The 25,592-nt window shown below is 60.5% G+C and carries 25 protein-coding genes and 1 pseudogene; 15 read left to right on the top strand and 11 right to left on the bottom strand.

Annotation, left to right across the window (positions count from 1 at the left end; all coding sequences use genetic code 11):
* The first annotated feature begins 7 nt into the window (after nt 1–7).
* The 3 genes from ACZ9BX_RS08560 to ACZ9BX_RS08550 are packed head-to-tail and all read left to right on the top strand — an operon-like array spanning nt 8 to nt 2,924.
* A complete protein-coding gene (locus tag ACZ9BX_RS08560) occupies nt 8–850 on the top strand; it encodes a carbohydrate ABC transporter permease (protein WP_476217130.1) in 843 nt (280 codons plus the stop codon).
* On the top strand, nt 847–1,911 hold the full coding sequence (locus ACZ9BX_RS08555; protein WP_476217128.1) for a Gfo/Idh/MocA family protein: 1,065 nt from the start codon (nt 847–849) through the stop codon (nt 1,909–1,911). Before ACZ9BX_RS08560 ends, ACZ9BX_RS08555 begins: the two co-directional genes overlap by 4 nt.
* A gap of 11 nt (nt 1,912–1,922) precedes the next feature.
* Entirely contained in the window at nt 1,923–2,924 is a 1,002-nt protein-coding gene (locus tag ACZ9BX_RS08550) for an ABC transporter ATP-binding protein (RefSeq protein ID WP_132568770.1), read from the top strand.
* A 26-nt stretch (nt 2,925–2,950) separates the two neighbouring features.
* On the opposite strand, the gene ACZ9BX_RS08545 is transcribed toward ACZ9BX_RS08550, so the two are convergent.
* The 7 genes and pseudogenes from ACZ9BX_RS08545 to ACZ9BX_RS08515 all read right to left on the bottom strand — a co-directional run bounded on the left by ACZ9BX_RS08545 (nt 2,951) and on the right by ACZ9BX_RS08515 (nt 10,040).
* Nucleotides 2,951–3,256 carry an NIPSNAP family protein gene (locus ACZ9BX_RS08545; RefSeq protein ID WP_027508683.1) on the bottom strand — a complete coding sequence of 102 codons (306 nt, stop codon included), beginning with the start codon at nt 3,254–3,256 and terminating at the stop codon, nt 2,951–2,953.
* A 61-nt stretch (nt 3,257–3,317) separates the two neighbouring features.
* Nucleotides 3,318–4,661 (bottom strand): MFS transporter, encoded by a 1,344-nt coding sequence (locus ACZ9BX_RS08540; RefSeq protein ID WP_476217125.1) that lies wholly within the window; start codon nt 4,659–4,661, stop codon nt 3,318–3,320.
* Nucleotides 4,662–5,049: 388 nt separating this feature from the next.
* Nucleotides 5,050–6,112 (bottom strand): annotated as a pseudogene (locus tag ACZ9BX_RS08535) (ABC transporter ATP-binding protein).
* Nucleotides 6,113–6,118: 6 nt separating this feature from the next.
* Nucleotides 6,119–6,904, bottom strand: a complete 786-nt coding sequence (locus ACZ9BX_RS08530) for an ABC transporter permease (protein ID WP_476217123.1) — start codon at nt 6,902–6,904, stop codon at nt 6,119–6,121.
* Nucleotides 6,901–7,794, bottom strand: a complete 894-nt coding sequence (locus ACZ9BX_RS08525; RefSeq protein ID WP_022714326.1) for an ABC transporter permease — start codon at nt 7,792–7,794, stop codon at nt 6,901–6,903. Before ACZ9BX_RS08525 ends, ACZ9BX_RS08530 begins: the two co-directional genes overlap by 4 nt.
* A 78-nt stretch (nt 7,795–7,872) precedes the next feature.
* Nucleotides 7,873–8,976 carry an ABC transporter substrate-binding protein gene (locus ACZ9BX_RS08520; RefSeq protein ID WP_476217121.1) on the bottom strand — a complete coding sequence of 368 codons (1,104 nt, stop codon included), beginning with the start codon at nt 8,974–8,976 and terminating at the stop codon, nt 7,873–7,875.
* Between the two features lie 191 nt (nt 8,977–9,167).
* Entirely contained in the window at nt 9,168–10,040 is an 873-nt protein-coding gene (locus ACZ9BX_RS08515; protein ID WP_027508689.1) for a MurR/RpiR family transcriptional regulator, read from the bottom strand.
* 180 nt (nt 10,041–10,220) lie between these two features.
* On the opposite strand from ACZ9BX_RS08515, the gene ACZ9BX_RS08510 reads away from it, so the two are divergent.
* The 7 genes from ACZ9BX_RS08510 to ACZ9BX_RS08480 all read left to right on the top strand — a co-directional run bounded on the left by ACZ9BX_RS08510 (nt 10,221) and on the right by ACZ9BX_RS08480 (nt 18,088).
* On the top strand, nt 10,221–10,988 hold the full coding sequence (locus ACZ9BX_RS08510; protein ID WP_476217119.1) for an N-formylglutamate amidohydrolase: 768 nt from the start codon (nt 10,221–10,223) through the stop codon (nt 10,986–10,988).
* A 124-nt stretch (nt 10,989–11,112) separates the two neighbouring features.
* The gene (locus ACZ9BX_RS08505; RefSeq protein WP_476217117.1) at nt 11,113–12,660 is read left to right on the top strand and encodes an amino acid permease; all 1,548 of its coding nucleotides are present in this window, start codon (nt 11,113–11,115) and stop codon (nt 12,658–12,660) included.
* 148 nt (nt 12,661–12,808) lie between these two features.
* Nucleotides 12,809–14,179, top strand: coding sequence for a glutamine synthetase family protein (locus ACZ9BX_RS08500; protein WP_476217115.1), 1,371 nt, complete (start codon nt 12,809–12,811; stop codon nt 14,177–14,179).
* 228 nt (nt 14,180–14,407) lie between these two features.
* Nucleotides 14,408–14,593, top strand: a complete 186-nt coding sequence (locus ACZ9BX_RS08495; protein WP_476217113.1) for a PIN domain-containing protein — start codon at nt 14,408–14,410, stop codon at nt 14,591–14,593.
* Between the two features lie 18 nt (nt 14,594–14,611).
* Nucleotides 14,612–15,997 (top strand): aldehyde dehydrogenase family protein, encoded by a 1,386-nt coding sequence (locus ACZ9BX_RS08490; RefSeq protein ID WP_476217111.1) that lies wholly within the window; start codon nt 14,612–14,614, stop codon nt 15,995–15,997.
* Nucleotides 15,994–17,148: an iron-containing alcohol dehydrogenase gene (locus ACZ9BX_RS08485; protein WP_476217109.1), complete on the top strand. Its 1,155-nt coding sequence runs from the start codon at nt 15,994–15,996 to the stop codon at nt 17,146–17,148. Before ACZ9BX_RS08490 ends, ACZ9BX_RS08485 begins: the two co-directional genes overlap by 4 nt.
* A 226-nt stretch (nt 17,149–17,374) precedes the next feature.
* The gene (locus ACZ9BX_RS08480; protein WP_476217108.1) at nt 17,375–18,088 is read left to right on the top strand and encodes an AAA family ATPase; all 714 of its coding nucleotides are present in this window, start codon (nt 17,375–17,377) and stop codon (nt 18,086–18,088) included.
* Nucleotides 18,089–18,129: 41 nt separating this feature from the next.
* On the opposite strand, the gene ACZ9BX_RS08475 is transcribed toward ACZ9BX_RS08480, so the two are convergent.
* Entirely contained in the window at nt 18,130–19,014 is an 885-nt protein-coding gene (locus ACZ9BX_RS08475) for an NAD(P)H-binding protein (RefSeq protein WP_476217106.1), read from the bottom strand.
* Nucleotides 19,015–19,092: 78 nt separating this feature from the next.
* The gene (locus ACZ9BX_RS08470) at nt 19,093–19,596 is read right to left on the bottom strand and encodes a DUF1097 domain-containing protein (protein ID WP_476217104.1); all 504 of its coding nucleotides are present in this window, start codon (nt 19,594–19,596) and stop codon (nt 19,093–19,095) included.
* Between the two features lie 232 nt (nt 19,597–19,828).
* On the opposite strand from ACZ9BX_RS08470, the gene ACZ9BX_RS08465 reads away from it, so the two are divergent.
* Nucleotides 19,829–20,803 carry an AraC family transcriptional regulator gene (locus tag ACZ9BX_RS08465; protein WP_476217102.1) on the top strand — a complete coding sequence of 325 codons (975 nt, stop codon included), beginning with the start codon at nt 19,829–19,831 and terminating at the stop codon, nt 20,801–20,803.
* A gap of 96 nt (nt 20,804–20,899) precedes the next feature.
* On the opposite strand, the gene ACZ9BX_RS08460 is transcribed toward ACZ9BX_RS08465, so the two are convergent.
* The gene (locus ACZ9BX_RS08460) at nt 20,900–21,583 is read right to left on the bottom strand and encodes a glutathione S-transferase family protein (RefSeq protein WP_476217101.1); all 684 of its coding nucleotides are present in this window, start codon (nt 21,581–21,583) and stop codon (nt 20,900–20,902) included.
* 203 nt (nt 21,584–21,786) lie between these two features.
* On the opposite strand from ACZ9BX_RS08460, the gene ACZ9BX_RS08455 reads away from it, so the two are divergent.
* Nucleotides 21,787–22,251: a MarR family winged helix-turn-helix transcriptional regulator gene (locus ACZ9BX_RS08455; RefSeq protein WP_476217100.1), complete on the top strand. Its 465-nt coding sequence runs from the start codon at nt 21,787–21,789 to the stop codon at nt 22,249–22,251.
* Nucleotides 22,252–22,309: 58 nt separating this feature from the next.
* Here the strand turns inward: ACZ9BX_RS08455 and ACZ9BX_RS08450 are convergent, their stop codons facing one another.
* Nucleotides 22,310–23,683 (bottom strand): L,D-transpeptidase, encoded by a 1,374-nt coding sequence (locus ACZ9BX_RS08450; protein ID WP_476217098.1) that lies wholly within the window; start codon nt 23,681–23,683, stop codon nt 22,310–22,312.
* Between the two features lie 244 nt (nt 23,684–23,927).
* Between ACZ9BX_RS08450 and ACZ9BX_RS08445 the strand changes: the two genes are divergently transcribed.
* The 3 genes from ACZ9BX_RS08445 to ACZ9BX_RS08435 all read left to right on the top strand — a co-directional run bounded on the left by ACZ9BX_RS08445 (nt 23,928) and on the right by ACZ9BX_RS08435 (nt 25,577).
* Nucleotides 23,928–24,767, top strand: coding sequence for a DUF4432 family protein (locus ACZ9BX_RS08445; RefSeq protein ID WP_476217096.1), 840 nt, complete (start codon nt 23,928–23,930; stop codon nt 24,765–24,767).
* A 71-nt stretch (nt 24,768–24,838) separates the two neighbouring features.
* On the top strand, nt 24,839–25,177 hold the full coding sequence (locus tag ACZ9BX_RS08440) for a protein tyrosine phosphatase family protein (RefSeq protein ID WP_476217094.1): 339 nt from the start codon (nt 24,839–24,841) through the stop codon (nt 25,175–25,177).
* Nucleotides 25,178–25,232: 55 nt separating this feature from the next.
* The gene (locus ACZ9BX_RS08435) at nt 25,233–25,577 is read left to right on the top strand and encodes a RidA family protein (protein ID WP_027508703.1); all 345 of its coding nucleotides are present in this window, start codon (nt 25,233–25,235) and stop codon (nt 25,575–25,577) included.
* Nucleotides 25,578–25,592: the final 15 nt, after the last annotated feature.

Below are 25,592 nucleotides of genomic sequence, written 5' to 3'. Positions count from 1 at the left end.
GTGGTCCATGTCCAATAGAGCACGCACATCCCCCCTCCGCGCCGGCCTCGTGCATTTGGCTTTGATCGGCTATACGCTCGTCGCCATCTTTCCGGTGTTTCTGACGATCATCAACTCGTTTAAGGACCGCAACGCGATCTTCCGCTCGCCGCTGCAGGTGCCGACGCCCTCGACCTTCAGCCTTGTCGGCTATCAGACGGTGCTGGGGCAGGGCGATTTCGCAACCTATTTCCAGAACAGCTTCATCGTGACGGTCGTTTCGATCTTCTTCGTGCTGCTGTTCGGTGCGATGGCGGCGTTCGCCTTGTCCGAATACCGGTTCCGCGGCAACACGCTCTTGGGCCTCTACATGGCGATCGGAATCATGATCCCGATCCGCCTTGGCACCGTCGCCATCCTCCAGGGCATGGTGGCCGCCGGCCTCGTCAATACGCTGACGGCGCTGGTTCTCGTCTATACCGCGCAGGGCATCCCGCTGGCGATCTTCATCCTGTCGGAATTTATGCGCACCGTTTCCGATGACCTGAAGAACGCTGGGCGCATCGACGGCCTTTCAGAATATGCGATCTTCTTCCGCCTCGTGCTGCCGCTCGTGCGCCCGGCGATGGCGACGGTTGCGGTCTTCACGATGATTCCCATCTGGAATGATCTCTGGTTCCCGCTGATCCTGGCGCCGGCTGAATCCACCAAGACCGTCACGCTCGGCTCGCAGATCTTCATCGGCCAGTTCGTCACCAATTGGAACGCCGTTCTGGCAGCACTTTCGCTGGCGATCCTGCCGATCCTCGTGCTTTACGTCATCTTCTCGCGGCAGCTTATCCGTGGCATCACGTCTGGAGCAGTGAAATGACCGTTTCGCAGAAGCCAGTCCGCGTTCTCGTCGCGGGGCTTGGCAATATGGGCCGCAGCCATGCGCTCGCCTATCACAACAATCCGGGCTTCGAGATCGCCGGTCTCGTCAACCGATCGAAGCCGACGTTGCCGGAGGAGCTTGAGGGCTACACGATCCGTCCGGATTTCGAGACGGCGCTGGCCGAACTGAAGCCCGATCTCTGCGCCATCTGCACCTATTCCGACAGCCATGCCGATTATGCGGTCGCCGCGTTCGAGGCGGGCTGCGATGTCTTCGTGGAGAAGCCGCTGGCAACGACTGTTGCTGACGCCGAGCGCGTCGTAGCGGCTGCGAAGAAATCCGGGCGGAAGCTGGTGATCGGCTACATTCTTCGCCATCATCCATCCTGGATAAAGCTGATCGAGGAAGCGCGGAAACTTGGGCCGCCCTACGTGTTCCGCATGAACCTCAATCAGCAATCCAGCGGCCCGACCTGGGAGACGCACAAATCGCTGATGCAGACAACGTCGCCGATTGTCGATTGCGGCGTGCATTATGTCGACGTCATGTGCCAGATCACCGACGCGAAGCCGGTCGAAGTGCGCGGCATGGGCCTGCGGCTTTCCGACGAGATCGCGCCGGATATGTACAATTACGGCCAGCTGCAGGTGATCTTCGAAGACGGCTCCGTCGGCTGGTACGAGGCCGGCTGGGGGCCGATGATCTCGGAGACGGCGTTCTTCGTGAAGGATGTCATGTCCCCGAAGGGTGCCGTTTCCATCGTCATGGATCCGAACGCGAAATCGGATGATATCGACACGCACACCAAGACCTCAGTTATCCGGCTCCATAGCGCCGAGACCGGGCCGGACGGCAAGTTCATTACGCCGGATCAGGACATGACGATGGCGGGCGAACCGGGCCATCAGGAGCTCTGCGACCGTGAGCAGGCCTTCGTGCTGAAAGCCATCCGCGAGGATATCGACCTCAACCGCCACATGGCAGATGCCGTCGCGTCGCTGCGCATCTGCCTCGCCGCCGATGAGAGCGTGCGCACCGGGCAACCGGTCAAACTGTAAGGGAACGACTAGTGGGATCGCTTCAACTCAAATCCATCCGCAAGACTTATGGTACGCATGAAGTGCTGAAGGGCATCGACCTTGAGGTCAAGGACGGCGAATTCGTCATCTTCGTCGGACCGTCCGGCTGCGGAAAATCGACCCTGTTGCGCAGCATCGCCGGCCTTGAGGACGTGACGTCCGGCGCCGTCCTCATCAACGGCAAGGACGAAACCTTGACGCCGCCTGCCAAACGCGGCATCGCGATGGTCTTCCAATCCTACGCGCTCTATCCCCACCTGACCGTAAAGGACAATATGGGTCTTGGCCTGAAGCAGGCGGGAATGCCGAAGGACCAGATCGAGATGCGCGTCGGCAAGGCATCGTCAATGTTGTCGCTGGAGCCCTATCTCGCGCGCCGCCCGGCCGAACTCTCCGGCGGCCAGCGGCAGCGCGTTGCGATCGGCCGCGCCATCGTGCGCGAACCGGAACTCTTCCTCTTCGACGAGCCGCTGTCGAACCTCGATGCGGCGTTGCGCGTCCAGACACGCCTCGAGATTGCCCGGTTGCACCGCAGCCTGAAGGCGACGATGATCTACGTCACCCACGACCAGGTCGAGGCGATGACGCTGGCCGACAAGATCGTCGTGCTGAACGCCGGTGCGATCGAGCAGGTCGGTTCGCCGATGGAACTCTACAACCGTCCGGCCAACGTCTTCGTCGCAGGCTTCATCGGCTCGCCGATGATGAACTTGATTCCGGCGGAAAAGCTCGGCGACGGGGAGGCGAAGACGATCGGCGTTCGTCCCGAGCATTTGACGCTTTCGCGCGAGCAGGGGACCTGGAAGGCGAAAATCGTGCATGTCGAACATCTCGGTGCCGATACGATCGTCTATCTGGAGTCCGACCAATGCGGCCTGCTGACGGCGCGCCTCTTCGGCGAACACCAGTACGAGCCCGACGAGATCGTCTACGCGACGCCGGACAAGGCGCATATGCATCGCTTTGATGAGAACGAGCAGGCGATCCGTTAGGGCTTCTTCATACGGTTATCTTCAGCTCATCCGAGGACGGGCCGCATGAAGCTTCGTTCGTAGCTGATGATGCTGCGGTTGTGGCGGTCGAGCTCGAAGGCCGCCTGGCATTCGGGGTCCGTCGCCATGCGCGTGCGATAATCCTCGTAGGCGGCAAGGCTCGGGAACGAAAAGAGGGCAACGGCAATGTTGTTGGCGCCTTCCGACGGCAGGAAGTAGCCGTGATGAGTGCCGCCCATCCGATTGACGATCGGAATCCAGAGCCGGGCGTATTCCTCGAATTCCGCGACCTTGTAAGGGTCGAGGACGTAGCGCAAATGGCAGGTAATCATTGAAATATCCTCGAATGATGATTTGCCGGGCAAACTGCTGTCCGGCCGTTGGGGATGTGGCTTACGAGCTTGCCGCAAGCCGCTCGGTGAGTTCCTCGATGCCGACTTCGGCTTCGACGCTGTCGCCCTTGGCCATCAGGTAAAGCCCGAGAACAAAGGCGAGCGCTGCGATGAAGAGCAGGTAATAGGCATGCGCCATCGGGTTGATCGGCAGAAGCGAAGCGACTGCGAGCGGCGTAAGACCGCCGAAAATCGCGTAGGAGACGTTGTATGAAAATGAGAGGCCCGTGAAGCGGACGCGGGCCGGGAAGGCCCGGACCATCACGTAGGGCACGGCGCCAACCATGCCGACGGCAAGGCCCATGATCGCGTAAAGCACGAGGAGTATGGTCAGCGAGACGGCGGCATAGGTGTAGAATGCGAAGGTCGCGACGCCGAAGAAGATGCTTGCGACGGTGAAGAACCTGCCGGAGCCGATCCGGTCGATGATCGCGCCGGCGGCTGCCGTGCCGAAGATCAAAAACAGCGTGCCGAAGCTTGTCGCGGCAAGCGATTGCTGGGCGGTATAGCCGTAAAGCTTCTGCAGGAAGGTCGCGGTCATCAGCGTCGTGACGACGATGCCTGCCGACAGGATCCATGTCAGCAGCATCGAGATGACCACGCCGCGCGGATGATCGCGGAGAACCGCTTTCAGCGGCAGTTCCGGTACCAGCGAACGGCTCCGCTTCATTTCGGCGAAGATCGGCGTTTCCTGCAGCCAGCGGCGGAGATAGACGGCGACGAGGCCGAAGACGCCGCCGATGAAGAAGGGGATGCGCCAGGCATAGGCAGCGACATCCTCCGGCGTGAAGATCGAATTGATGATCGTCGCGATGAAGGAACCTAGCAGGATGCCGAGCGTCAGGCCAGAGCAGAGCAAGCCGCAGGCAAAGCCGACGCGGCGGAAGGGGACGTGTTCGGCGACGAAGGTCCAGGCGCCCGGTACTTCACCGCCGATTGCGGCACCCTGCAACATGCGCATCAGGATCAGCAGGACGGGAGCGGCGACCCCGATCGAGGCATAGGTCGGCATGGCCGCCATGCCGAGGGTCGAAAGCGCCATGAGCAGGATCGAGAAGGCGAAGACGCGCTTCCGGCCGAAGCGGTCGCCGAAATGCGCAAGCACGATACCGCCAAGCGGACGGACGAGATAGCCGGCGGCGAAGATGCCGAAGGTCTGGATCGTTACCAGCCAATCCGGCATGTCCGGCGGAAAAAACAGGTGGCCGATGACGGTGGCAAAGAACACGAAGATGATGAAGTCGTAGAATTCCAGCGCGCCGCCGAGAGCCGAAAGGCCGAGCGTGCGGAAATCCTGGGAGGTGAGACGGCGAGGGGCCGCGGCGGGCGTCGTGGTGGGAGACATGAGGCTGCGCCTTTTGATGGACGGGGATCGTTCGGTCCATGCGGCATGGCGCCCGTCAGTTCAAGCGCTTTTTACTGATGGCGGCATCACGATTGTTGAAGATGTTTGGAAATGAAGGAGGCGCGACGCACCGGAAGGGAATATCAGTTAGCGCTCAGTGGTCTAAGCAATCTCTGATCTCCCGGTGACGCTGGGTTCACCCAGATCCGGCGCGCGGTCGGGATTCTGGCTCTCGGTCGGCATCTCTACTCGACGTGCCAAATCCTCCCGAAAGGCGCCTCTGCTCTGGCTATCGCAGCGCCGCGGGGCATGCCTTCAACATAGCATTAGACGGACACATCGAAACAGCCAATCAAGCCTTTGCCGAGCAGACCTTCGGCTCGCACGATCAATCGCGGACGACGAGCAGGTCGGCGGCCATGAAGCGGAGCGTGACGGTTTCGCCGGCCTGCGGCGGGGTGATACCCGGGCTGTTGAACATGTCGAAGGAAATGACGTTGCCGCCGACGTTCATGCGGGTGCGGATGACGGAGCCGAGGAAGTGGGCGGAGATGACCTGGCCGGTCAGCGCCGTATCGCTCTTGACGCTGTCGGAAAGCGAGCCCGCTTCCGGACGGAGCGCCAGCGAGACGGTATCGCCCGCCTTATAGGCTGCGAGCGACTGCTTGAGCGTCACGCCCTGGTCGCCGATCTGGATGCGGTTCGCCGCCGGATCGATGACCTGCGCCTCGATCATGTTCAGCGTGCCGACGAAGGAGGCGACGAAACGGGTCGCGGGCGTATTGTAGACCTCGAAGGGTGTGCCGATCTGATCCCGCCTTGCCGCCGTTCATGACGACGATACGGTCGGAGATCGACAGCGCCTCTTCCTGATCGTGCGTCACGAAGATGGTGGTGATGCCGAGCTTCTGCTGGATGAGGCGGATTTCTTCGCGCAGCGAGACGCGGATCTTCGCGTCGAGCGCGGAGAGCGGCTCGTCGAGCAGCAGAACCTGCGGCTTGACCGCGAGCGCACGGGCAAGCGCCACGCGCTGCTGCTGGCCGCCGGACATCTGGTAGGGGAAGCGATCTGCGAGATGATCGAGGCGGATGAGGCTCAGCATCTCTTTCACGCGCGCATCGATATCGGCCTTCGGCATGCCCGCGACCTTGAGGCCGAAGGCGACGTTGTCGTGCACGTTCATGTTTGGGAACAGCGCGTAGGCCTGGAAGACCATGCCGATGTTGCGCTGGTTCGGCTTCAGCGGGCGCTGATCCTTGCCGTTGATGAAGAGGCTGCCGCCGGTCGGCGTTTCGAAGCCGGCGATCATGCGCAGTACCGTGGTCTTGCCGCAGCCCGATGGCCCGAGGAAGGAGACGAATTCGCCCTTCTCGATGCTCATGTTGAAATTATGGACGACCTGAACCTGGCCGAAGGACTTCTGAAGATTGGTCAGCGTGAGGAATGACATGGCCAGTTACCTTGCGGGGGCGGATTTTTGGAAGCGGGAGATGAGGTTCAGCAGACCCATGCAGAGCCATGTGATCGAGAAGGCGATGACGGCGAGCGCCGACGGCTCGTAAGCTTTGTTGGCGCCGACGAGCTGTAGGTACGGCCCGAAGGCCGGCCGGTTGAGGAGTGCCGCCATCGTGAATTCGCCCATGACGATCGCGAGCGTGATGAAGGCGCCGGACAGCACGCCGCTCATCACATTCGGGAAGATGCACCGGAACATGATGGTCGGCCAGCTTGCGCCGAGGCTTTCGGCGGCCTCCGTCAGCGTGCGCACGTCGATGGCGCGCATGGCGGTGTCGACGGCACGGTACATATAGGGCAGCGACAGCGTGATATAGGAGCAGACGAGCAGGATGTTCGTGCCGGTCGTATAACCCGTCAACGGCAGAACCGATGATGAATTGTACATGCGCAGATAGCCGAAGACGATGACGATCGCCGGAATGACCAGCGGCAGCAGCGTCACGAATTCGACGATCGGGCGCATCTGCGGCAGGCGCAGGCGAACCCAATAGGCCGTCGGCACGACGAGCAACATGCCGAAGACGATCGTCAAAAGAGCCATCAGCATGGAGTAGCCGAAGGTTTCGCGGAACTGGATGTCGGAAAAGACCGACTGATAGGCGTCGAGGCTGTATTCGCCGCGGCGCATTCGCAGCGAAAACTCGATCGTGCCGATCAGCGGAATGATGAAATAGGATGCACCCAGAAAGATGGCGATCCAGGCGCCGAGACGTTGAGCTTTCATTTCTGCCACCGTTCAGCGCGCATGCGCAGCATCAGGTAAAGGACGTTAGAGACGCCGGTGATGACGATCATGCCGAGCGCGATCGCATAGCCAAGGTTTGGATTGTGAAGGACATCGCCGCGGATTTGCGCGTAAAGCAGGATCGGAACGATGTTCAGCGAGCTGCCGGTCAGCGCATAGGCTGTGGCAATGGCGCCGAAGGCGTTTGCGAAAAGCAGCAGCGTGGTGCCGAGCAGGCTCGGCCAGAGGATCGGCAGGGCAACCATCGTCCAATACTGGCGGTTCGTGGCGCCGAGAATTTCAGCGGCCTCGCGCCATTCCTTCTTCATGCCGTCGAGCGCCGGCGTGAGGATCAGCACCATCAGCGGGATCTGGAAATACATGTAGGTGATGGTGAGACCGAAGAAGGACAAAAGGTTGAAGCCGGTGCCGTAGAGATTGAAGCCGAACCAGTCGCGCAGGAAGATGGTGACGAGGCCGGTGCGGCCGAGCGTCGCCAGGAACGAGAAGGCAAGCGGCACGCCGGCAAAGTTCGAGGCCACGCCGGAGAAGGTCAGAAGCGTCGAGCGGACCGAGGAGGGCAGGCCGCCGAGAACGACTGCCCAAGCCAGGAAAAAGCCGATCAGCGCGCCGCCGAGAGCGGAAGCCACGGATACCCGGATGCTGATCCAGTAGGCGCTCATGATCGACGGCGTGAAGAGATCGCCGATATTCTTGAAGGTGAATTCGCCTTCCGGCGTGAGGAAGGCGCCGACGACGAGATAAAGCGTGGGGATGATCAGAAACAGCAGAGCGAAGATGACGAAGGGCGCGATACCCAGCCAGTCTATCACGCGATCCTTGTTGATCAGCGGGGCGGTGCTCGCCATAGGCGTTGAAACGGTGCTCATGCGAAGCTCATCCGGGGGCGTCGGAGTGAAAGAAAATGCCTCCCCGCTCATAACGGCGGGGAGGCAGGATGTCATGCCTTACTGAACGTTGGCGCCGACGACGCTGTCCCACTTGGTGGTGATGGCGGTCTTGCCTGCGGCCTGCTCGTCGAGCGTCGGGAAGGCAGCCTTGGCATAGCTTTCAGCCGGCGGCAGCTTGTCGAGCAGTTCCTTCGGAACCTTACCCTTTGCAGCCAGATCGTTGAAGCGGATCGGGTGGCAATAGCCCTTCAGCCAGCCGAGCTGACCTTCGTCGGAATAGAGGTATTCCATCCAGAGCTTGGCAGCATTCGGGTGCGGAGCGAAGGCGGAGATCGCCTGGACGTAGACACCGGCAACGACGCCCGACGCCGGAACGACGACTTCAACCGGCGGGTTGCCATTGAGGCTGTCGCGCCATGCAAGGCCGTTATAGTCCCAGGCGACGACGACCGGGGTGGAACCCTGAGCGAGCGACGCGGACTTGCCGATGACCGGAACGAGGTTGCCGGCCTTGTTGAGCTCTGCGAAGTAGGCAAGACCTGCTTCACCAGCCTTCGTGGCATCCTTTTCGCCGGCGGCGAGGCCAGCGGCGTAGACGGCCTGAACAGCCTGGTTCGACGCCCGCGGATCGCCGGCGAGCGAAACCGTGTTGGCGTATTCAGGCTTTTTCAGGTCAGCCCAATCCTTCGGGACGTTCTTGACGATGTCTGTGTTCACGACGAACGAGAGAACGCCGTAGTAGTCGCCGTACCAGAAGCCGTCGGCGTCCTTGGCGGAGTCCGGAATGGAATCCCAGGTGGAGACCTTGTAGGGCTGGATGAGACCTTCAGCCTTGGCCGACGGGCCGAAGGAGAGACCGACGTCGATGACGTCCGGAGCCTGCGGGCCGGTGTTGCCCTTGTTGGCCTTGATGGCTTCGATTTCGTCGCCCGAACCTGCGTCCGGGTTCAGTTCGTTGACGTCGATGCCGTACTTGGCCTTGAAGCCGGCAATGACGTCGCCGTAGCCGCACCAGTTGTGCGGGAGGGCGATGGTCGTCAGTGTGCCTTCCTTCTTGGCGGCAGCGATGAGTTCGGCGCTCGGTTCTGCTGCCGCGATCGCAGTCGAAGCGACGACGATGGCAGTAGAAAGCGAGAGTAGTCGAGAAATGTTAGAGATCACTGTTGTTCTCCTTCGGTTTTTAGTGGTCCGGCGATGCTGTTACTGGCGTTGCATGAAGCTTGTATGACGGTTGCGTGACGTTCGTTCTTCTTACGATTTTCAGCATTTCTCGAACTCTGTTTCGTTTGCGACACGCTGTTCTATTTCTTTCATGCAGCCTCTTTGTCTTTGTTGGTTCCTGCTCTCTCCTCCTAGCCAGGTTTTCGAAAGAGCTTGGTCTGCTCGAACAGGCCCTCCAGTGTTTTCATGCGCTCCTTCGTCTCGTCCCAAGTCGAATTCTGGACTGCTTCGATGAGCGCTTCGATGATGAAGAGCGTGACGACCGAGGAATCCCAGGCCGACGGCGCCTCGATCTGGACGCGGAAGGCGTGTCTTGCGAGCTTTGCCGCCGGCGATCCCCATTGGTCCGTAAAGACGATGATCTCGGCGCCGCGCGTGCGGGCGGCCTGGGCAAGGCTCACCATCTCCTGCTCGTAGCGGCGGATATCGAAGATGATCAGCAGATCGCCGGCATTCATGTTCAGAACATATTGCGGCCAGCTCGACGAGTTGGACGACAGAAGAGCGGTATTCGGCCGGATGACCTGCATATGGGTGAAGAAATATTCGGCAAGCGCGCCGGTGATGCGGCCGCCGACGAAATAGAGGCCGCGTTTGCGATCCGAAAGCAGAGCAGCCGCGCTGTTGAAGGTTGCCGTGTCGAGACCGCTCAGCGTCTGCCGCAGGTTTCCGATGATGGCATCGGCAAAACGGTTGAGGATGTGGGTGCCCGGCGCATTGGAGGCCCACCGGTCGTGCTTGGCGATCGGGTTGGAGATCGTCGCTTCGACTTCCTGATGCAGATGCGCCTGGAAATCCGGGTAGCCCTTGAAACCGAGCTTTTGGACCATGCGAACAACGGTCGGCGTCGAGACGCCGGCGTTTTCGGCTATCGTGGTGATGCTGCCCAGCCCTGAAACGGGATAGTTATCCAGCAGACTCTCGGCCAATTGCTTCTCGGCGCGTGTCAGCGCTTCGAAATGCGAATGGATGACGTCCGAAACCGTCTTCGACGCAGCGTTCACTCGATCTTGCTCCCCGGGATTGGTCTTGTGCCACTTTCCCACCCAAAGTTAACAACGCTGTCACAATCCATGTCAACTACTATCGTGAAAAGAAATTTTCAGCGCGCGCTTGACACTGCCGGAATACTGAAGAATTCTTTTCTTGTAGGATTTTATTAAGAGAATGGCAGGCGCGGGCACGTGCTCACTCAGTTCAAGATTCTAAGCGAAGCGGATGGAAACTGCGTCGGCATCGAGCGGCCGCACGGCAAGAGCCCGTTGCTGGTCATCTGTGAACACGCTTCGTGGACGCTGCCCGAGCAGTTCGGCGATCTCGGCCTCTCCGAGGAAGCGTTGAAGAGCCACATCGCCTGGGATCCGGGCGCTCTGGCGGTTGCGCGCGGCATCTCGACCGCGCTCGACGCGACGCTTGTCTTCCAGCGCTTCTCACGGCTGATCTACGACTGTAACCGCCCGCCGGAATCGCCCGCCGCGATGCCAGAGAAAAGCGAGATTTACGCCATTCCCGGCAATCAAAATCTGAGCGCGGAGGAGCGGCGAGCCCGCACCGAAGCGCTCTACCTTCCTTTTCACGATGCGGTGCGCGGCCTCATAAAGGACAGGCAAGGACGGGGGCAGGAGACGGTGATCGTCACTGTTCACAGTTTTACACCGGTCTATAATGGCAAGGAGCGCGCGGTCGAACTCGGCATCCTGCACGATGCCGACAGCCGCCTGGCAGACCTTATGCTGGCAGGCGCGGTCGAGGCGCCGCTCTACAAAACCGAACGCAACGAGCCCTACGGTCCTCAAGACGGCGTAACGCACACGCTGATCCTGCACGGGCTTTCGAACGGGCTCCGCAATGTAATGATCGAGGTCCGCAATGACCTTATCAGCGACGATGCCGGCCAAGGGGTCATGGCCGACTATCTGAAAGGGCTCCTCCAGCAAAGCCTGGAAGCCTGACTATAAAAGAAAAGACCCCAGGGAGCAGTCTAACTGCGATCGGCCCGTATGGCGAACAGCCGCGGGCAACTTTGGCACTGGATCGGCGGCAATTCCGCTGCTGATCGTCGAACAGGGGGAAGTCATGTCGGACTATACCGAACTTGATAAAAAGCAGGATATGAACATCCTGCATTCCATGGGCTATGCCCAGGAGCTGGAAAGGCGAATGAGTTCGTTCTCGAACTTCGCCGTCTCCTTCTCGATCATCTGCATTCTTTCCGGCGGCATCAATTCGCTGGCGCAGGCGACTGCCGGCGCGGGCGGCGCTGCGATCGGCATCGGCTGGCCTCTCGGCTGCTTCATTTCGCTCGTCTTCGCCGTCGCCATGGCGCAGATCAGCTCGGCCTATCCGACCGCGGGCGGTCTCTATCACTGGGGCTCCATCCTCGGCAATCGCTTCACCGGCTGGCTGACCGCCTGGTTCAACCTACTCGGCCTTGTGACGGTGCTTGGCGCCATCAACGTCGGCACCTACTATTTCTTTATGGGTTCCTTCGGCACGAGCTATTTCGGGCTGACGGACACGACCCTCGTTCGCCTCGTCTTTCTGATCATCATCACCGGTGCGCAGGCGCTTGTGAACCATATGGGCATCGGCCTGACTGCCAAGCTCACGGACTTCTCTGGCTACCTGATCTTCGCAACGGCGATCGCGCTTGCCGCGGTTTGCCTGATCGCTGCTCCGTCCTACGAGTTCGGCCGTCTCTTCACCTTCTCCAACTATTCGGGCGAAACCGGGGGCAATGTCTGGCCTGCCACATCCGGCACCTGGGTGTTCCTGCTCGGGCTGCTGCTGCCGATCTACACGATCACCGGCTATGATGCGTCGGCGCATACGTCGGAAGAAACCGTGAAGGCGGCCCATTCCGTGCCGCGCGGCATGATTTCCTCCGTGCTCTGGTCGGCGCTCTTCGGTTACATCATGCTTTGCTCGTTCGTCCTGATGCTGCCCAATATGGATGAAGCCGCCAAGCAGGGCTGGAACGTGTTCTTTTGGGCGATGGACAGCCAGGTGAACCCGATCGTCAAGGACATCCTGTATCTTGCCATTCTGGTCAGCCAGTGGCTGTGCGGCCTTGCAACGGTGACCTCGGTTTCCCGCATGATCTTCGCTTTCTCGCGTGACGGCGGTCTGCCGGCATCCAAGGCGCTGTCGAAGGTCAGCCCGAAGCACCGCACGCCGGTTGCCGCGATCTGGACGGGTTCTATTCTCTCCGTCCTCTTCGTCTGGGGGTCGTCGCTCGTTTCGATCGGCGAAACGCCGGTTTACACCATCGTCGTCTCGTGCACTGTCATCTTCCTCTTCTTCTCCTTCGCGATTCCGATCACGCTCGGCCTCTTCGCCTGGGGCACGTCGAAGTGGGACAAGATGGGTCCGTGGAACCTCGGCGAGGGGATGTTCAAGCTCTTTGCCGTGCTCTCGATCATTGCGATGGTGCTGATTTTCGCCCTCGGCATCCAGCCGCCGAACGACTGGGCGCTCTACATCACCGTCGGCTTCCTGATTCTGACGGGCGTCGTCTGGTACGGCTTCGAAAAGCGCCGCTTCAAGGGCCCGCCGATCGGCGAGGAAGTCGCCAAGCGCCAAGCTGAAATCGTCGCTGCTGAAAAGGCGGTCGGCGAAGCTTAATAAACCGAGGCTTCCCCCTCAGGTGGCGGGGCCGCCGTTCAGCGGCCCCATCACCGGTTCAACGAAAAGGCATCTGGCCAACCAAGCCGGTCGCGCCATGCCGTTTCGTTGCCCCGAGTTTCCAATTCAAAAGTTCAGGCGGACAATCATGAGCAACAGCTACACTCTCGACGATCTCAAGCAGGACGTGGCCGAAGGGCGCATCGATACGGTTCTCGCATGCCAGGTGGACATGCAGGGCCGCCTGATGGGCAAACGCTTCCAGGCGGAATATTTCATCGAAAGCGCCTGGAAGGAAACCCATAGCTGCAATTATCTCGTCGCCACCGACATGGAGATGGAAACCGTCTCCGGTTACAAGGCGACGAGCTGGGAGAAGGGTTACGGCGACTATACGATGAAGCCGGACCTTTCCACGCTGCGCCGCATTCCCTGGCTCGAAGGCACGGCGCTCGTCCTTTGCGACCTGCTCGATCATCACACGCACGAAGAAGTGGCCCATTCGCCGCGGGCGATCCTGAAGAAGCAGGTGAAGCGCCTCGAAGACATGGGCATGAAGGCCTTCATGGCCTCCGAGCTGGAATTCTTCCTTTTCGACCAGACCTACGAAGCCGCGCATGCCGCCGGCTACCGCAATCTCAAGCTCGCCAGCGCCTACAACGAGGATTACCACATCTTCCAGACGACCAAGGAAGAGGAGGTGATGCGGGCGATCCGCACCGGCCTGCAGGGCGCAGGCATTCCGGTCGAGAATTCCAAGGGCGAGGCTTCGGCGGGGCAGGAGGAAATCAACGTTCGCTACGCCGACGCGCTGACGATGGCCGACCGCCACGCCATCATCAAGAACGGCTGCAAGGAGATTGCCTGGTCGAAGGGCAAGGCGATCACGTTCCTCGCCAAATGGAGCTATACGTCCGCTGGCAGTTCTTCGCACATTCACCAGTCGCTCTGGAGCACCGACGGCAAGACGCCGTTGTTCTTCGACGAGGCGGGTACATACGGCATGTCGCCGCTGATGCGGAACTATGTGGCGGGCCTTCTCGCCCACGCGAGCGAGATCACCTATTTCCTCGCGCCCTATATCAATTCCTACAAGCGCTTCATGGCCGGTACCTTCGCACCGACCAAGGCAATCTGGAGCAAGGACAACCGCACGGCCGGCTATCGCCTATGCGGCGACGACACCAAGGCGATCCGCATCGAATGCCGCGTCGGCGGTTCGGATCTCAATCCCTATCTCGCTTTCGCAGCACTGCTTGCGGCTGGCATCGACGGGATTGAGAACAGGCTCGAACTCGAAGCGCCATTCGTTGGCGATGCCTATGGCGCGCGCGATATCCGCGAGATTCCACACACGCTTCGTGCTGCAGCAGTCGCCATGACGGAATCGAAGATGCTGCGCGAGGCTTTCGGCGACGACGTCATCGACCATTACACGCGCGCTGCCGAATGGGAGCAGGAGGAGTACGATCGTCGCGTGACGGATTGGGAAGTGGCGAGAGGCTTTGAAAGGGCGTGATGTTGCGATTCGTGTTGTCGAAATTGCCATGAATTGCGATATTTGTTGAGATTTTCGCATAAGTGGGGGCGACAATGCTGAAGGTTGAAATCGATGCTGATTGGTTTATCGAGCAGCTTAGCAAGCAGGCGATGAGCTAAGGTGATCTGGACGTGCTCTCAGACCCGACGAGAGCGCCGTATCGCGCCTTTTGAAGGATGAACGCAGGATGACTCGGAGGCGAAGGTCATGGAGCAGCAGGTCGCCGCCGATATCTTCATCGCGTCCTCCTTCCCTCCGCAGTCTCTGCATAAGGATCCGATCGACCGTATCATGATTGCCACTGGACGCGAGCACGACCTGACCATCATGACCCGCGATAGCGCGATCCTCGCCTATGGCGCCGCCGGCCATATGAAAACCCTGGCCTGTTAGAACTGGAGTTAGAAGAGAATGCCAATGATCCAATGCATTTCGCCGGTCGACGGATCGGTTTACGCGGAGCGCCCGGCGCTCTCGCTGGAGGCGGCAAAGGAAGCTGTCGCCCGCGCCCGTAAGGCGCAGAAGGCCTGGGCGAAACGGCCGCTGGAGGACCGCGTCCAGCTCGTGCTCAAGGGTGTCGCGCGGCTCAACGAAATGTCGGATATTGTCGTGCCGGAGCTTGCCTGGCAGATGGGTCGGCCCGTCAAGTATGGCGGTGAGTATCGCGGCTTCAACGAACGCTCCAACTATGTCGCTTCGATCGCCGCCGATGCGCTGGCGCCCATGGTGGTCGAGGACAGCGCGAGTTTCGAACGTCGCATCGAGCGTGAAGCGCATGGCGTCGTCTTCGTCATTGCCCCCTGGAACTATCCCTATATGACGGCGATCAACACGATCGCTCCGGCGCTGATGGCCGGTAATGCCGTTGTGCTGAAGCATGCATCGCAGACGCTGCTCGTCGGTGAGCGGCTGGTTCAGGCGTTTGTCGAGGCAGGAGTTCCAGAAGATGTCTTCCAGAATGTGTTCCTCGATCACGAAACGACCTCTGCGCTGATTGCCGCAGGTAGCTTCAATTTCATCAACTTCACCGGTTCGGTCGAAGGCGGGCGTTCGATGGAGCGGGCTGCAGCCGGCACCTTTACGGGCCTCGGCCTCGAACTTGGCGGCAAGGATCCGGGCTACGTCATGGAAGACGCCGATCTCGATGCGGCCGTCGATACGCTGATGGACGGCGCGACCTATAATTCCGGCCAATGCTGCTGCGGCATCGAGCGTATCTACGTGCACGAGTCGCTCTATGACAGTTTCGTCGAAAAATCGGTCGCCTGGGTTTCCAATTACAAACTCGGCAATCCGCTCGATCCGGAGACTTCGCTTGGGCCGATGGCGAACAAGCGCTTCGCCAAGGTTGTGCGCGGGCAGATCGCCGATGCGGTCTCGAAAGGCGCCAAGGCGCTGGTCGATCCGAAGCTCTTCCCGGCCGATGACGGCGGCGCCTATCTCGCACCGCAGATCCTCGTCGATGTCGATCACTCGATGGCCTTCATGCGCGAGGAAACCTTTGGTCCGGCCGTCGGCATCATGAAGGTCAAGAACGACGAGGAAGCGATCGCGCTGATGAACGACAGCCAGTACGGGCTGACGGCGTCGCTCTGGACGAAGGATCCGGAGCGGGCAGGGCGGCTCGGCCGCGAAATCGAAACCGGCACCGTCTTCATGAACCGTGCCGACTATCTCGATCCGGCGCTTTGCTGGACCGGCGTCAAGGAAACCGGTCGCGGCGGCTCGCTCTCGATCATCGGCTTCCACAACCTGACGCGTCCGAAATCCTATCACCTGAAGAAAGTCACAGCATGAGCAGCAGCAACATCACAGCCAACTGGAGCTATCCGACCGCCGTCAAGCTGGGGCGGGGCCGCATCAAGGAACTGGCGGAGGCCTGCAATAGCCTCGGTATGAAAAAGCCGCTGTTGGTCACCGATCGCGGCCTGGCTTCGATGGCGATCACCAAGAATGCGCTCGACATTTTGGAAGACGCCGGCCTCGGCCGGGCGATCTTCGCCGACGTCGATCCGAACCCGAACGAGAAGAACCTTGACGCCGGCGTGAAGGCCTTCAAGGACGGTGGCCACGACGGCGTCGTCGCCTTCGGCGGCGGTTCGGGCCTTGATCTCGGCAAGTGCGTCGCCTTCATGGCCGGCCAGACGCGCCCTGTCTGGGATTTCGAGGATATCGGCGACTGGTGGACGCGTGCGAGCGTCGAAGGCATTGCGCCGATTGTTGCCGTGCCGACGACGGCCGGCACCGGTTCGGAAGTCGGCCGCGCGAGCGTCATCACCAATTCCGCCACGCATGTGAAGAAGATCATCTTCCATCCGAAGTTCCTGCCGGGCGTCGTCATCTCCGATCCGGAACTGACGGTCGGCATGCCGAAGATCATCACCGCCGGCACCGGCATGGATGCTTTTGCGCATTGCCTGGAAGCCTATTCCTCGCCCTTCTACCACCCGATGTCGGCCGGCATCGCGCTGGAAGGCATGCGCCTCGTCAAGGAATTCCTGCCGCGTGCCTATAAGGAAGGAACCGACCTCGAAGCCCGCGCCAACATGATGGCGGCAGCCGCCATGGGTGCTGTCGCCTTCCAGAAGGGCCTCGGCGCCATCCATGCGCTGTCACATCCGATCGGCGCTGTCTACAACACGCATCACGGCATGACGAATGCCGTGGTGATGCCGGCCGTCCTGCGCTTCAACCGCGCCGCCATCGAAGAGAAGATCGCACGCGCCGCGGCCTATCTCGGCATTTCCGGCGGCTTCGACGGCTTCTACGACTATGTCCTGAAACTTCGGGGCGAGCTCGGGGTTCCGGAGAATCTTTCGGCGATGGGAATCGCACCGGATAGGATCGATGAGCTCTCGGCGATGGCAATCGAAGATCCGAGCGCGGGCGGTAATCCCGTCCTGATGACGCTCGAAAATACCAAGACGCTTTTCAAAGACTGCTTCTGATCACATAAGGCGGACCGTCAAACTGGCCCGGAAAGCCCAAGCTTTCCGGGCTTTTTTCATTTTCCGGCATCCCAACTTTTAGGGATGTGAAAAATGCGGACTGCAATTTCGGCACGTTTGTTTGGATTTTGTTAACCATCATCGGAAAGGATACGTTAACCGCACGATGAACCCGAGAGTGCGCAAAAGAGCGATATCCGGCTCGCGACATCTTCGAGGAACGAATATGGCAGTCATCACATTTGCAAACACCAAGGGCGGGGCCGGCAAGACCACGGCCGTTCTTCTGCTCGCGACGGAACTTGCCCGCAAAGGCTATCGGATCACCATCCTCGATGCCGATCCGCAGCACTGGATTTCCCGCTGGCATGAGATTTCCGGCCATGTGCCGAATATTCAGGTCATCGACTTCGTGACCTGTGCATCGCTTCCGCAGCACATCAGCGAAAACAAACAGTCCACCGACTACTTCATCATCGACCTGCCGGGTGCTCGCAATCCGCTGCTGGCCACCGCCGTCGGTCTTTCCGACCACGTCCTGATCCCAATCCAGGGCTGCGCCATGGATGCGCGCGGCGGGGCGCAGGTCCTGGAACTGCTGCAGTATCTGGATGAGAAGGCGGGCATCAAGATCGGCCATTCGGTGGTGCTTACCCGCGTCAACTCCATGGTGACCACTCGGGCGCTGCAACTCGTCAAGACACTGCTCAACGAGCGGAACGTTCCGGTTCTCGATACGGCGATCATCGAGCGGGCCGCGTTTCGCGACATCTTCGATTGCGGCGGCACGCTGTATGATATGGACCCGGCGCGGGTCTCCAATCTCGACAAGGCTCGCGAGAATGCAATCTGTCTTGCCGAAGAGATGATGCGCAAGCTGCCAATGAAGCTTCCAGCTTCCGCCCGCATAACCGGCCCGCTGATCCGCAGCGCTGCCTGATTTTGCCGTGAAAGGCGAGGGCGAGGCCCCCCGCCCGATGGTCAACGGAGGATGGTGGGTTTCAGCACTTCTTCGCACCATTGTCGGAAGCTGGTCAGGGTGGTGTTTTCGGGTGTACGCGGCTCGGCGTTGTCGAGACCCTGGTCCTTGGCGAGGGCCATGTCAGTCATGCCTTGCGCCATAGGTTCTGACATGCCGAGCTCGATGAAGCGTGCCTTGTAGGCTTCGAATGAAATCCGCTGGAAGCGGACTGGCCTGCCCAGCACCTCCGAAATGACTTCCGCCATATCATTGAAGGACAGGTCTTCAGGGCCAAGGACGGGAACCTCTCCGCATCCGTTCCAGGATGGGTCGAGCAGGAGCTCGGCGGCAGCGGCGGCGATGTCGCGGGTGGCGCAACTCGGCATCTTACGGTCTGCGGAGATCGGGGAGAAGAATACGCCCTGGTTCCTGATCACGCCGGCCTGGCGAAGAATGTTGTCCATGAACGAGGGCATGGTCAGCGCGCGGTAGCTCACCCCCGTGCCGGCAATCAGATCGTCCATCGCCAGGGACGCCGTGACGTAGCCGGCCCGTGCGGCGACGCGGGTCCCGCGGCCCAGCGCAGAAATGCCGACTGCGCGCTTGACGCCCCGGCTCTTGAAGGCTTCGCAGGCCGGCTGTGTGAAGCCCACATAAGCGGCCTCGACGCTTTCTGCCTGGGGATCGGGAGGAAGCAGCCAGAATACAGCATCCGCCCCCGCAAACGCCCGAACGACGACGTCGATATCGCCGTGCGACCCTTGTACGATTTCGACCCGTTCCCGGACCTGCGAAGGCAGGCGTGATGGATCGCGGGCGATCACGCGAATGCGCTCTTCGCTTGTGATAAGGTTGTCGAGCACTTGGCTGCCGATCATGCTGGTGGGCGCGGTAACGACGATCATGTTTATCTCCGGTCCGGTATGGCGACCGCCTGTTGCAGTCGAAAATTGTAGGAATTGCGCGGGTAGTGAAGGTCGAGGTCAGCTTTCGACCCAGCGGCGATTGATCGCCTGGCAGGCCCAGCCCGCGAAGCCGCCAATCGCCGTTGCTCCACCGAGATGCAGGAATGTCTCCGCGGACAGATCCCAGCCCGCCGCGAAGAAGGTGACCATCCCGAGAAACCAGGTCAGCATGTTGTTGACGATGCGCGTAGTTCGCAGGCCGACGATGAGGATGGCGACAAAGAACACCACCAATGGCAGGGATAAGCCTCCCGCTGTCGGGATCAATGCTCCGGTCGCGACCTCCGCGACCGCCGCCAGACCTATTCCCAGCCAAAGGCAGACCATGGCGGAAAGGCTTTCACGCAACGATGTCGGGCGAACGAACCAGGCGATGAAGCCTGCAAACATCACCCAGACTTCCAGCGCGAGGGTCGCGCTGCTCCAGGCCGCGAAAGACGCGACAGCTGCCGCGATGAGCGTGAAGAGGATGAACTGTCTTGGAGTTTGACGATGGATGTTTGCGGTTTCGGTGGTACTCACGGCAGAATCCTTCCTAAGGCTGACAGCAATGAGGGTGAGGCCGAACCGTTCTGTAACGGCTCCAGCGAGGTCTTTTTCTGGGCGTCGGCGGCCTAGCCAGCGCCGCGAACAAGGCGAAGTCGTCGAGGTCATGACGGCGATCGCAGTCGTTATGGTGGGAACTTAGGCGGTTGCCGAAGTACGATCTATGCGTTAAAGTCTATATTACTTTCGCGATCGTCCAGGTTTCACGATGGATCCGCTCTCCGATGTCCTCTCGCTGCTGAAACCGCGCAGCTATGTGTCCTCCGGCTTCGATGCGGGCGGAGACTGGTCGATCCAGTTCGCCGACCAGCACGAGTGCATCAAGTGTTATGCGGTGGTCTCCGGCGGATGCTGGCTGTCGGTGGAAGATGTCTCCGATCCGGTCCGTCTGGAGGGCGGCGACTGCTTCGTGCTGCCGAGCGGCCGGCCCTTTCGCCTCGCAAGCGACTTGAGCCTGCAAGCTGTCGAGGCCGGCACGATCTTTCCGCCGGCAAGGGCGGGCGGTGTCGTCTCGGTGAATGGCGGCGGGGATTTTTTTCTGGTCGGCAGCCGGTTCGCTGTCAGCGGTCAAAACGCTGGTGCGCTGCTGCGGACACTGCCTCCCATCGTGCATATCCGCAGGGATTCCGATCAGGCCGCGTTGCGCTGGTCGGTAGAGCGGATGATGCAGGAATTGCGCGAGCCTCAGCCAGGTAGCTTCCTCATCGCCCAGCACCTTGCGCATATGATGCTTGTCCAGGCATTGCGGCTCCATCTGGCGGAGGAGGTAAAGGGCCGGGTCGGATGGTTCTTCGCGCTCGCCGACAAGCAGATGTGCGCGGCGATCACGGCGATGCATGCCGATCCTGGCTACCGGTGGACGTTGCAGGAGCTTGCTCGGCGCGCCTGCATGTCCCGATCGGCCTTTGCCATGAAGTTCAAGGCAACGGTCGGAGAGACGCCTATGGACTACCTGACTCGCTGGCGCATGTTGTTGGCGGCGGACAGGCTGGCGAACTCGAACGATCCGATCTCGGCCATTGCTTTGTCGCTGGGCTATGAATCCGAGAGCGCGTTCAGCACTGCCTTCAGGAGAGAGATGGGCGGTTCACCCCGGCAATACGGTTTGGAACAAAAGCACGCCTCTTCCCAAGGAGCGCCGACCGTTCTTCGCGCTGATCGACTTGAGGCCGCCACAGGCTGATCTTCCACAATGTGTGAATGTTGCTTGAAAGTGGGATCGAAGCAACATTCTGATTTTCGATCAGGTTTCGAAAGGCGGCGGTCGATTGCGAGTTTCTCAGCCGGCTAGTTTCAGAAGCCATGCGTCGTGGTTCTTGAGAAAGACCTTGAGGCGATCGGCATAGTCCTCCATCACTGCTTCTTTCACGCTTTGCCGCCCGGCCAGCGTCTTGCGCCATTCCGTCACGCGAGGAAGATCTTCGAATATGCCGCTCGGCGCGATCGCGTCGAATACGTCGAAATAGCGGAAGACCGGCGCGAACACCGCATCGACAAGGCTGAATGCGGGACCGGCGAAGAACGGTCCCGCGCCTAACTCAGCCTCGACACGCCTGAATTTTTCAATCAGCATCTGGCGCTTTGTCTGATAGGTTATGGCATCCTTCGCGGTCTCGAACCCCCACAGGTCCGAGAGGATGGACGAGCCGAACTCGATCCACCCGCGGTGCCGCGCCCGCGTGAGCGGATCGGCTGGATGGAGCGGAACGCCAGGTTGGGTTTCTTCAAGATATTCGCAGATGACGGCGCTTTCGAACAACGCCGCCTCTGTTTCATCCTCCTGCCGCACGACCAGCAACGGCACCTTGCCAAGCGGGGAAATGGCGAGGAACCAATCGGGCTTTGCAGATAAATCGACATATCGGCGCTCGAACGGAACGCCTTTCTCAATCAACGCAATAGCGGCGCGCTGGACGTAGGGGCAGAGATGATGACTGACCAAGGTCAGCTTGTTGTCGGACATGATGAAAGCTCCTGATTAATCGGAATCAACGGATGGGCGAGAAGGGCATAGCCCGAAAAAGCCGTCGCCGAGGCTGAGCCGCAGCAATGCCGCGCCATAGCCTGTCAGGCGGTTCTGGGTCATGGAGGGTCTCCGTCAATGTAGATGCATATGCATCTATATTGGAGCTTGCCTTGTGGGTCAATATAGATGTAATTGCATCTATGTCCGATTGCTCAAACGTCACAGCCGATCAACCTTCACCGTCCATCACACGCGCGTGGGTGCGTCTCATGCGTGCTCAAAGGCTCGTCTTGATGGCGATCGAGCAGGACTTGAAGGCGGCGGGCTTTCCGCCGCTCGGCTGGTATGACGTGCTGTTAGAGTTGACGCGTGCCAAGGATGGCAAATTGCGGCCGTATGAGATCGAGCAGCGCACGCTGCTGGCGCAACACAATCTTTCACGCCTTATCGACCGAATGGAGAAGGAAGGGTTTGTTCGGCGCGAGATGTTCCACGAGGACGGCCGCGGCCGGTGGGTCACTGTGACGGAGGCGGGGCGCGCCATGCAAGCGCGCATGTGGACCGTCTATGCCTCGGCGCTCCAACGCCATCTAGGCGCGAAGCTGGACGATGTTCACGCCAATCAGTTGGCGGACTTGCTGGCGGCACTGTCGCGAAAATCCTGACGCCCACCAAATTCCTTGCGCCTGGCCGATGGTCCCTGCGTGCCTTGGACTTTTGGGCTTAGTCGACGAATTCGACCGTCACGCCGGGCTTGACCATCTTGGCGAGCTCCGTTGCGTCCCAGTTTGCCAGGCGGATGCAGCCGTGGCTCTGGGTGCGGCCGATCTTCGACGGTTCCGGCGTGCCGTGAATGCCGTAGGTCGGCCTCGAAAGGGCGATCCAGACCGTTCCGACAGGACCGTTCGGGCCGGGCGGGATATTCAGGATCCGGTCGTTTGCGCCCTGCTGGAAATTGATCTTCGGGTTGTAGGTATAGCCGGGGTTCAGGGCAACGCGTTCGACGTTGACAAGGCCGGAGGGCGAAGGGGTATCGTTGGAGCCGATCGAGGCGGGATAGGCGGCGACGAGATTGCCGGCAGCATCATAGGCGAAGACCTGCTTCTTGGCCTTGTCCGCGAGAATCCTGGCGACGGCGCCGGTCTTGGCTTGCCCAGGGTTGACGACCTTGATGATCGTGCCGGGAACGGTGAAATCGGCGCCGGGGTTCATTTCCTTGAGGAAGGCTTCATCCATGTGGAAGCGCTCGGCAAGCATTTCGGTCGTCGAGGTGTAGGCCATCGACGGCAGAAGCGCTTTCTGCGAATAGTCTTCCGGAATCGCGGCGACATAAGGCCCGGCGGCGTCCGCCGGCGTGATCGTGTAGCTGGTGATGGGTAGCCCGCCCGACAGGCGAAGCTGCTCGAGGATCGCTTCGGTATTGTTGGGGTCAAGCTTTTCGCCGGTCATCTGCTCATAGGCATAGATCGCCTTGGTGACGTTGGAGCCCATGTGGCCATCGATGACGCCCGGAGAAACGCCCGCGCGGTCAAGGAAGACCTGAATGGCGACGATTTCAGGCTTCGATTTTCCCTTGAGCGTGATGACGGGTTCTGAGGGCGGCTTCGGCTGCATGTCGCCCGGGAACGGCTGATCCGGTTCGATCGACGCATAGTCCTCGTTCTGCGGATAGCTTTCTCCGTTGGCATCCGGATAGGGCTGGTCGTAAAGCGGCTCGCGCTGGATTTCCGCATCGCGCGGGATGGAGCCGGTCACGGCGCCGCGTTCCACGTAACGTGTGCTGTCGCTATCTGGATAATAGGGATCGTTGTTATAGGTTTCGCGGACAGGCGGTGGCGGATAATAGCCGCTGCCGCGCATTTCGGTCGCGACGACGTTGCCGTAGCCATCGAGCAGGACGCGCTTGCCGTTGCGATCCCGCGAGTAATAGACGTCGGCACCCGGCGGAATGTAGTCGATTATCGCCCCGTCGGGGGTCACCATCACGACATCGCGCTGGCGGCGGCCGTATTGCTGCGCATCGGCACCTGGTGCGGCGGCCGCAAGGGCCAGCACGGCCGCGGCAAGGGACATCCCCGATTTCAGAAAGCGCTTCACGTCTTACACCTCGAACAGTGACTTGGCCGACACACACCTGCGAATCTTGACGCTAATGTGGAATTTATGAATTCGTACTAAACAAAAGATGAAAATAATTGCGTTTCCTGCCTGGGACAAAACGCTTGGTTTGGCAAGCGGGTTCCGGCATGCATTGCCGGTTGTGCGCAACGGGCTTGCCGCGATTGACGAATGTGCGGACGGGTCCTAACCCTACGGCAGCCTAAAGATCGGGAGGAATGCAATGATCGAGTTTGCCGCCGCCAAGGGACCGCGCCTGATGCTGGACGAAACATCGGTGATGGATATCGGCGGATGCATCGTCGACGGCGTCGATATCGCGCCGAAGCGCGCCATCCCGGACGACGGCGATCCGCGTATCGACCACTCGCTCGAAGGTTTTCTCTTCACCTGCGGTCCGGACCACATCCGCCATCGCGAGCCGATCCCGGCGCGGACGGATGGCAAGGTCTACCCGCTTCATGGTTCGGTGTCCGGTCATCCCGCCAAGGTTCTCTGGACCAAATTCGAGAACGGCAATGCCGAGTGCCGCGCCGACATCGATATCGTCACCGTCGAAGGATTGCCGCAGCGGATCGAACGGCTTTGGCGCATCGACGGCGCGACGGGGGAAGTTTTGCTGGACGACACCGTCGTCAACACCAGCGGCCAAGTGGTACCGACCTTCCTGATGTATCACATAAATACCGGCGGCAAATGGCTCGATGCCGGTACGCGGCTGGAAGGGGCTATGCTCGAAGGCGGTGGTTTTCCGTGGACCTTCGGAGAAGAGCTTGGCGGCCTCTTTTGCGTCGAGGCTTTGGCCGCCGAGGATGGTTTTGCCGAAGTCCGGCTGGGGCCGATGAAAGCAGCGGGCGGCAAGACGCTGTGCGTGCGTTTCCACACGGATACGCTGCCGCATCTGCAGGTCTGGCGGAACCAGAAGACGCCGGCGGACGTTTTCGGCATCGAACCGGTCTCGCATCGTTGGGTCTCGCGTAGCGAGCTTCAGGCGGGCGGCGAGTTCAACATGCTGCAGCCGGGCGAGAGCCGCAGCTATGCGCTTCGCGTCGCCTTCCTCTAGGCGAACAGTTATTGACGCTTCCGGTCTCGCATCGTAGAGCTTCTGCCATTCATTCTCAGGAGGAACGTGCGATGGACATCCGCCAGATCGACGACGAATATTCGGTATCCGGCCAGATCACGCTGGAGGATCTCGATCAGATCAAGGCGATGGGCTTCAAGTCGATCGTCTGCCATCGCCCGGATCAGGAAGGCCCGGACCAGACGCCGTTTTCCGTGATCGAAGCCCGCGCCAAGGAACTTGGCCTCGACATCGCGCATGTGCCCGTCGGCCCGATGGGCGTGACGGAGGAAGCCGTGCAGGGCATGGTCGACGCGCTCGACGAATTTCCGCGCCCGATGCTCGGCTATTGCCGTTCCGGCGCGCGCTCCACCGCAATCTATCAGAAGACCCATCATATTCGCGGCTGATCTTCCGGCGCGGCCTCCCACCGCGCCTTTATTTCATAAAACTTAGGAGAGCATCATGAGCATCAAGCGTATCGACGTCGGCGCCCGCATGAGCGGCGCGGTCATCCACGGCAACACCGTCTATCTCGCAGGCCAAGTCGGCGAAGGCGAGAGCGTGACCGATCAGTGCAAGTCGGCGCTTGCCGAAGTCGATCGCCTGCTTGCTGCTGCAGGTTCCAGCAAATCGAAGATCCTGCAGACGCTGATCTATCTCTCCGACATTTCCTACTTTGCGGAAATGAACGCTGCCTGGGAAGCCTGGGTCGATCCGACGAACACGCCAGCCCGCGCGACCAGCGAAGCCAAGCTCGCAGCGCCGAAGTACAAGGTCGAGTTCATCGTCACCGCGGCAATCGACTAAGATCGGCGTCATTGC

The organism is Rhizobium sp. USDA 3886 (assembly GCF_056279785.1).
Note: the sequence above shows the minus strand (reverse complement) of the source record. Positions and strands in the feature narration are given on the sequence as shown.

Coding starts and splice junctions, on each gene's coding strand:
- ACZ9BX_RS08560 (WP_476217130.1), top strand. CDS start 8: ATGTCCAATAGAGCACGCACATCCCCCCTCCGCGCCGGCCTCGTGCAT.
- ACZ9BX_RS08555 (WP_476217128.1), top strand. CDS start 847: ATGACCGTTTCGCAGAAGCCAGTCCGCGTTCTCGTCGCGGGGCTTGGC.
- ACZ9BX_RS08545 (WP_027508683.1), bottom strand. CDS start 3,256: ATGATTACCTGCCATTTGCGCTACGTCCTCGACCCTTACAAGGTCGCG.
- ACZ9BX_RS08540 (WP_476217125.1), bottom strand. CDS start 4,661: ATGTCTCCCACCACGACGCCCGCCGCGGCCCCTCGCCGTCTCACCTCC.
- ACZ9BX_RS08530 (WP_476217123.1), bottom strand. CDS start 6,904: ATGAAAGCTCAACGTCTCGGCGCCTGGATCGCCATCTTTCTGGGTGCA.
- ACZ9BX_RS08525 (WP_022714326.1), bottom strand. CDS start 7,794: ATGAGCACCGTTTCAACGCCTATGGCGAGCACCGCCCCGCTGATCAAC.
- ACZ9BX_RS08505 (WP_476217117.1), top strand. CDS start 11,113: ATGTCGGACTATACCGAACTTGATAAAAAGCAGGATATGAACATCCTG.
- ACZ9BX_RS08500 (WP_476217115.1), top strand. CDS start 12,809: ATGAGCAACAGCTACACTCTCGACGATCTCAAGCAGGACGTGGCCGAA.
- ACZ9BX_RS08495 (WP_476217113.1), top strand. CDS start 14,408: ATGGAGCAGCAGGTCGCCGCCGATATCTTCATCGCGTCCTCCTTCCCT.
- ACZ9BX_RS08490 (WP_476217111.1), top strand. CDS start 14,612: ATGCCAATGATCCAATGCATTTCGCCGGTCGACGGATCGGTTTACGCG.
- ACZ9BX_RS08485 (WP_476217109.1), top strand. CDS start 15,994: ATGAGCAGCAGCAACATCACAGCCAACTGGAGCTATCCGACCGCCGTC.
- ACZ9BX_RS08480 (WP_476217108.1), top strand. CDS start 17,375: ATGGCAGTCATCACATTTGCAAACACCAAGGGCGGGGCCGGCAAGACC.
- ACZ9BX_RS08475 (WP_476217106.1), bottom strand. CDS start 19,014: ATGATCGTCGTTACCGCGCCCACCAGCATGATCGGCAGCCAAGTGCTC.
- ACZ9BX_RS08465 (WP_476217102.1), top strand. CDS start 19,829: ATGGATCCGCTCTCCGATGTCCTCTCGCTGCTGAAACCGCGCAGCTAT.
- ACZ9BX_RS08460 (WP_476217101.1), bottom strand. CDS start 21,583: ATGTCCGACAACAAGCTGACCTTGGTCAGTCATCATCTCTGCCCCTAC.
- ACZ9BX_RS08455 (WP_476217100.1), top strand. CDS start 21,787: ATGTCCGATTGCTCAAACGTCACAGCCGATCAACCTTCACCGTCCATC.
- ACZ9BX_RS08445 (WP_476217096.1), top strand. CDS start 23,928: ATGATCGAGTTTGCCGCCGCCAAGGGACCGCGCCTGATGCTGGACGAA.
- ACZ9BX_RS08440 (WP_476217094.1), top strand. CDS start 24,839: ATGGACATCCGCCAGATCGACGACGAATATTCGGTATCCGGCCAGATC.
- ACZ9BX_RS08435 (WP_027508703.1), top strand. CDS start 25,233: ATGAGCATCAAGCGTATCGACGTCGGCGCCCGCATGAGCGGCGCGGTC.